The sequence below is a fragment of the Lishizhenia sp. genome, assembly GCF_057456495.1.
Map to the genome: position 1 here is coordinate 1 of NZ_JBVCPV010000178.1, position 6302 is coordinate 6302.

General features: G+C 39.4%; 7 protein-coding genes. 5 read left to right on the forward strand and 2 right to left on the reverse strand.

The genetic code is table 11. The annotated features are described in order from the left end of the window. The 5 genes from AC22ZQ_RS11805 to AC22ZQ_RS11825 all read left to right on the forward strand — a co-directional run. Window positions 1-350 (forward strand): hypothetical protein (locus AC22ZQ_RS11805; protein ID WP_318958972.1); only part of this gene is annotated, 350 nt, incomplete at its 5' end. A 118-nt stretch (window positions 351-468) separates the two neighbouring features. Next, window positions 469-1590 (forward strand): vWA domain-containing protein, encoded by a 1122-nt coding sequence (locus AC22ZQ_RS11810; RefSeq protein WP_318958973.1) that lies wholly within the window; start codon window positions 469-471, stop codon window positions 1588-1590. Beyond that, window positions 1590-3056 carry an AAA family ATPase gene (locus tag AC22ZQ_RS11815; RefSeq protein WP_318958974.1) on the forward strand — a complete coding sequence of 489 codons (1467 nt, stop codon included), beginning with the start codon at window positions 1590-1592 and terminating at the stop codon, window positions 3054-3056. The genes AC22ZQ_RS11810 and AC22ZQ_RS11815 overlap by 1 nt, the downstream gene beginning before the upstream one ends. 288 nt (window positions 3057-3344) lie before the next feature. Continuing rightward, entirely contained in the window at window positions 3345-3932 is a 588-nt protein-coding gene (locus tag AC22ZQ_RS11820; protein ID WP_244526223.1) for a DUF3109 family protein, read from the forward strand. Then, entirely contained in the window at window positions 3919-4770 is an 852-nt protein-coding gene (locus AC22ZQ_RS11825; protein WP_318958975.1) for an RsmD family RNA methyltransferase, read from the forward strand. Before AC22ZQ_RS11820 ends, AC22ZQ_RS11825 begins: the two co-directional genes overlap by 14 nt. On the opposite strand, the gene AC22ZQ_RS11830 is transcribed toward AC22ZQ_RS11825, so the two are convergent. Beyond that, the gene (locus tag AC22ZQ_RS11830) at window positions 4750-5094 is read right to left on the reverse strand and encodes a 4a-hydroxytetrahydrobiopterin dehydratase (protein WP_318958976.1); all 345 of its coding nucleotides are present in this window, start codon (window positions 5092-5094) and stop codon (window positions 4750-4752) included. The genes AC22ZQ_RS11825 and AC22ZQ_RS11830 overlap by 21 nt on opposite strands. 296 nt (window positions 5095-5390) lie before the next feature. Beyond that, window positions 5391-6302: NAD(P)H-dependent glycerol-3-phosphate dehydrogenase (locus tag AC22ZQ_RS11835; RefSeq protein ID WP_318958977.1), on the reverse strand; the 912-nt coding region annotated here is incomplete at its 5' end.

The following is a 6302-nucleotide window of genomic DNA, read 5'->3' on the forward strand; positions in this document are numbered from 1 at the left end:
CGGGAATCAATAGGATAGAGGCCGATTTGAGTTTGAAATCTAAATTCATACAAGGAGGGTTAGTTTTTGCTTTAATAGATGACACACCTGTGATTTTTTATATGAATGAGGGAGAAACTATTATGAAAAACAATGCAAATGTAAGTGGAGGTAAAAATAAAGAGTCTTTGCAAATGGTGAAAGTAGATGATGATTGTAATTTCAGTTTTAGTGAACTTTGGAATGAATCAGAAAAATCACTAGTATATTTATATACATCCGCCACCTCTATAAATGATGGAGAAATAACTTTTTATGGTTACGGAAGAAAAAATGGAGTGAATACGGTTTACGCCAATTATAAATTATAGAAATCACTGGTAAAAAGCCCGGAGCTGATAGCTTCGGGCTTTTTGTATCCACCCCCTTCGTCCCACACAAGACACCCTGCCTCAAACCTTTCGCTTTGTTTTTTGTTATTTTTAAGATATGCAAAACAAGCGCCATACATCCAGCCTTATTTTTAAACAGTTTATCAAAGAAGAAGATACTCCCTTTGATAAATTGTTCAACATTTGGAAGGAAATCATCGTGCATACTTCGGGGGATGTAGACGAGAGTTTTGAATGGTTGGAAACCCTCGATCAAGAATACCAATTAACAACGCCTGAGTATACCCTTGATGATTTTCGAGAAGACCTTAAGAAAAAAGGCTACATCAAAGACGATACGGATAACCCGAAAAAGGGTGGAATGAAAATCACGGCGAAGTCGGAACAAATGTTACGACAATCAGCCTTGGAACAAATCTTTGGAAATTTAAAGAAGCGAGGGAAAGGAAATCATAAAACCAAACACCTCGGACAAAGTCTGGATAAAACGGGCGAGTATAGAGATTATCGTTTTGGAGATAACCTAGACAATATTGCGCTTACAGAATCTATACGCAACGCACAAATCAATAATGGTATTGGCGAATTTCAGCTGACGGAGCAAGATTTGGTGGTAGAAGAAACCCACCATAAATCTTCTATGAGCACCGTGTTGATGATAGATATTAGTCACTCCATGATCTTGTATGGCGAAGATAGAATAACACCTGCTAAAAAGGTAGCCATGGCCTTGACGCAACTCATACAAACGCGCTACCCCAAAGATTCTATAGATGTAATTGTGTTTGGGAATGATGCCTGGCCGATAAAGATTAAAGATTTGCCCTATTTACAGGTGGGGCCTTACCATACCAATACGGTTGCCGGACTCCATCTTGCCTTAGATATCTTACGTCGAAAGCGTAACACCAACAAGCAGATTTTTATGATTACCGATGGTAAACCAAGTTGTGTGCGCGAGAAAGATGGTTTCTATTACAAGAACTCTTTCGGATTAGATCCTTACATTACAGAGCAGTGTTACAACATGGCAGCACAAGCCAGAAAATTAAACATACCCATCACAACTTTTATGATCGCTAGAGACAGCTATCTCATGGAGTTTGTAGAGAATTTTACCGAAGCCAACCAAGGAAAGGCGTTTTATACAGGACTTCAAGGTTTGGGGGAAATGATATTTGAAGATTACGAAACCAACCGTAAAAAGAGAATTAGATAATGAAAGATATAGTACAACTCAAAACACTTGGCGACTTAAAAGCCGTAGGTTATAAAACAAAACCTATTAAAGATGAATTACGCGATAACCTCATTGCCAAAATAAAAGCGGGTGAAACCGTTTTTAAAGGAATACACGGTTATGAGAATACGGTAATTCCACAACTGGAGAACGCCATACTCGCTAAGCATAACATTAACTTTTTAGGTTTAAGGGGGCAAGCCAAAACGCGTTTAGCCCGACTAATGGTAGATTTGCTGGATGAGTATATTCCCATCATAGAAGGCTCAGAAATTAACGATGACCCTTTTGCCCCATTGTCGCGTTATGGAAAAGAAGTGGTGGCCAAGCAAGGTGATTTAACCCCCATTTCCTGGTTGCACCGTTCCGATAGATTTGCAGAAAAACTGGCAACACCAGATGTTACCGTAGCAGATATTATTGGAGATGTGGATCCTATCAAAGCAGCCAATTTAAAGTTGTCCTATGCCGATGATAGAGTTATACATTTTGGAATGATTCCACGTGCTAACCGTTGTATTTTCGTGATCAATGAAATTCCTGATTTACAAGCAAGAATACAGGTAGCACTTTTCAATATCTTACAAGAAGGAGACATACAAATTAGAGGTTTCAAATTGCGTTTGCCCTTGGATATGCAATTCATTTTTACAGCAAACCCTGAGGATTATACGAACAGAGGAAGTATTGTGACGCCATTGAAAGATAGAATAGGCTCTCAAATTCTTACCCATTATCCAAAAACCATGGAAGTGGCTAAGAGAATTACGGCCCAAGAGGTAGAGAAAGTAATAGGTAAGAAAGAAGAAATCCATATCAACGAATTGGCGCGACAACTGGTAGAACAAATCTCATTCGAAGCTAGAAAGAGTGATTTTGTAGATGAAAAAAGTGGGGTGAGTGCGCGTTTGAGTATAACAGCACTTCAAAACTTGATTGCCAGTGCAGAGCGCAGAATGTTCTTGGCAGGTGATGCAACAACAGCCATTCGTTTATCCGATTTCCTAAGTATAATTCCGGCCATTACCGGTAAGGTGGAGTTGGTTTATGAAGGAGAACAAGAAGGAGCAGCGCAAGTAGCAGAATACTTAATTGGAGATGCTATTTTAAGTTTAAGCGAGCAGTTCTTCCCTAAAATTTCTAACCTTGAAAAACCAGGGGTAGAGCAATGGTATCAGAAGGTGGTGAATTGGTTCGTGGAAAATGATGCTTTTGAATTAACCTTAACAGCTAGTAATGATGAGTATGCCTCGGCTTTAAACAGAGTAACGCCCTTGGAAGACATACTTAAGGATTACCAACCTAATGTGAAAAAAGATGAAGACAAACTTTTCTTAAAAGAACTGATTCTTTGGATGTTGGTTGAAAAAGAAAAGCTCAGTAAATCACAACAAGATACAGGTTATGCCATCAAGGATAACTTGGGTGATTTTCTCAAAATGTAGTACCAATTAAGAATATTGAATTAAGAATTATTGAGGGGAGCAGCTTTTGGTTGACTCCCTTTTTTGTTGGTCCTCGAGTAGACTAAGGCCTAGATATATGGATTAATTCATAATCTATTGCTCATCTCGACTCCGCTCGATAACCTAGGATACGGGTCATTTTTTTGGTCAGGAGGTGTCCGAGCGAAGCGTTGTGATGAGCGTAGCCGAATTATCGATGGGCCGACACACTTCATCTATTTCCTACTTCTGCCTTATTAATTATTAATTCTTAACTACCTTTGCACCATGTTGGTAGAGATAGACGATAAAGTAGTTTCTTTAGAGATATTCCAAAAGAAATTCGTTTGCGATTTAAGTGCGTGTAAAGGAGAATGTTGTGTAGCCGGAGATTCTGGGGCACCTTTGACAGAAGAAGAGGTAAGTATCTTGGAAGATGTTTACGAAGATGTTAAGCCCTACATGCGTAAAGAAGGTATAGAAGCCGTTGAAGAGCAAGGGGTTTTCTATATGGATTACGACAACGAACCTGTTACCACTTTAGTGAATGGAGCTGAATGTGCCTTTGTTGGGTACGACGATAAAGGAACAGCGCTTTGTACTATCGAACAAGCATGGAGAGACGGTAAAATTGACTGGAAGAAACCACAATCGTGTAACCTTTACCCTATCCGTGCGAAAAAATACCGTGATTTTGAAGCCTTGAATTACCATGAATGGCCCATTTGTAAACCCGCTTGTGAGTGTGGTGATAAATTGAACGTGAGCATATTCCGTTTCTTAAAAGAACCGTTAATCTCTGCATACGGAGAAGAGTTCTACAAGAAAATGGAAGAGGTAGACAAAGCTTTAAAAGAGGAGAATGAAGAAAAATAATCCACTCTACACACAAGGCTGGTCAGATTACGAACTCATAGATGCTGGAGGAAATGAAAAACTAGAGCGTTGGGGAGATATTATTACGATTAGACCAGAAGTACAAGCCTATTTTAAGAGTAAAATCCCAAAAAGCAAGTGGCAAGAAATGGCGCACTTGAAGTTTATCGATACCGGTAAACAAAAAGGGAAATGGCAAACACTTAAACCTTGTGAACAGCAGTGGCAAGTAAACTTTCACGAGCTCACCGTAAACCTAGCAACTACGCAATTCAAGCATTTGGGAATGTTTCCAGAGCAAGCGACCAATTGGGAAGTATTGCGCGAGGAACTAGGAGAAGGAAAGAAATTCCTGAATCTCTTTGCCTATACAGGTATTGCATCTGTTGTGGCCAAATCTACCGGAGCTGATGTAACACATGTTGATTCTGTAAAGCAACTGATCACTTGGGCCAAAGAGAACATGGAAAGCTCAGGTTTAAGCGATATACGTTGGATTTGTGACGATGCTTTAAAGTTTGCCAGCAAAGAAGTGAAAAGAGGAAATACCTATGACCTTATTGTGATGGATCCTCCTGCATTTGGTTTAGGTGCTAAAGGTGAACGTTGGAAAATAGAGGAGAAGTTAGATGTTCTTATCGCTACGGCCTACGACTTGTTAAACAAAGGCGGCTTGCTGATTTTAAACACCTATTCTCCACGTGTAGAATTGCAAGACATCGCCAATACGAGCAGAAGATATTTTAACCCCAATAACACGACCTTAAACGAGCTCTGGATGGAAACCAAGCACGGTAATCAAATGTTTTACGGACATCTACTTAGAGCAAGGAAATAAGCTTGCATTAACCGTTTCAGGAGCAATGCGTTTTACCTTGTAATTTCTCCCCATCGCATTAATGACAGTTGCTAATTGTATATCCAGCATACTCAACCCTTGTATATCGTGCGTAAACAGGTGTATTTCTAATTTGTTGTACACATTACACCATTCTGGATGGTGCTGTATTTCTTCAGCATGAAGTGCTATTTCTGTCATTGCAGCGAAAGCAGCTTTAAAATCTTCGAACACAAATTCACTACACAATTTCCCTTCTTTCAACACCCAACCATCTAAGGTTTTTAAGGCTTTCTTAATTTCAAGTTCAGTCAATTTTCGCATGACCTTAAGTTACGGAAAATCAAAGAGAAGCATGTTTCTTTAAAGTTAAGTTTTTGAGCTTTTTTGAGATTGGAAATTTTGTTTTCCTTTTAGGAACTCTGTGTGATCTATGACATAAGTTTATACTTCTTAAACTGGCCTCTCGATACTTCGACTGTCGCTCAGTACGGCGCTCTGCTCGAGGACCTCGTATATACCTTTCATAGGAAGTCTAAGTTAAGGTTTCCGAGCGGAGTCGAGGAACCGAAACTATGGCTTTCTAACCGTCTAAAAGTCTAACAATCTATGAAAAAAATCTACGAAAGCTTATCCGTCAAAATACGCATTTCGATAACCGGCGCTATCTTTTCGTAAATGATGTTGTAGACCGCCTCAACAATAGGCATTTCTACTTGGAATTTCTTGTTGATTTCCATGACACTTTTGGTCGCATAGTACCCTTCAGCTATCATGTCCATTTCTAATTGTGCTGTCTTTACAGAATACCCTTTACCGATCATGAAACCAAAGGTTCTGTTACGGGAGAATTTGGAGTAAGAAGTTACCAATAAATCTCCTAAATAAGCACTTGTTTTTACGTCACGGTGAATAGGACTCACTTCATCAATAAAGTTCTCTATTTCCTGAATCGCATTAGAGATCAATACCGCTTGGAAGTTGTCTCCATAACCGAGTCCGGCACAAATACCAGAAGCTAAGGCGTACACGTTTTTCAATACGGCAGAAAGCTCTGTACCGAACAAGTCGTCAGAAACTGTAGTCTTGATAAAGCGGGAAGCCATGATCTCTGCCATTTCTTCGGCCAAATCTTCGTTGGAACACGCTAAAGTAAGGTAAGATAAACGTTCTAGGGCTACTTCTTCGGCATGACAAGGTCCACAAATGATACCGATGTCATCGTAAGGAATATCAAAAGTTTTGTGGATGAAACGCGCAGGAATAGCATTGTATTCTGGAACGATACCTTTCACGGCTGAAAAAACATACTTACCTTTAAAAATTGACTTATCGATAGGTTCGAACAAATCATTTAAAAAGGCAGAAGGTGTAGCAATGATTAATATCTCCGCTTCTTCAATAACACGGACGATATCTGTGGTAACATCTATCTTATCTGTGTCAAATTCTACAGACTGTAAATAGCGTGGGTTTTTCTTGTATTTCTTGATGTGTTCTACAGCATCTTCGTTACGCATCCACCAACCTAC

Excerpts from the sequence above, each read along its gene's own strand:
- AC22ZQ_RS11810 (WP_318958973.1), top strand. The coding sequence starts at position 469 with ATGCAAAACAAGCGCCATACATCCAGCCTTATTTTTAAACAGTTTATC.
- AC22ZQ_RS11815 (WP_318958974.1), top strand. The coding sequence starts at position 1,590 with ATGAAAGATATAGTACAACTCAAAACACTTGGCGACTTAAAAGCCGTA.
- AC22ZQ_RS11820 (WP_244526223.1), top strand. The coding sequence starts at position 3,345 with ATGTTGGTAGAGATAGACGATAAAGTAGTTTCTTTAGAGATATTCCAA.
- AC22ZQ_RS11825 (WP_318958975.1), top strand. The coding sequence starts at position 3,919 with ATGAAGAAAAATAATCCACTCTACACACAAGGCTGGTCAGATTACGAA.
- AC22ZQ_RS11830 (WP_318958976.1), bottom strand. The coding sequence starts at position 5,094 with ATGCGAAAATTGACTGAACTTGAAATTAAGAAAGCCTTAAAAACCTTA.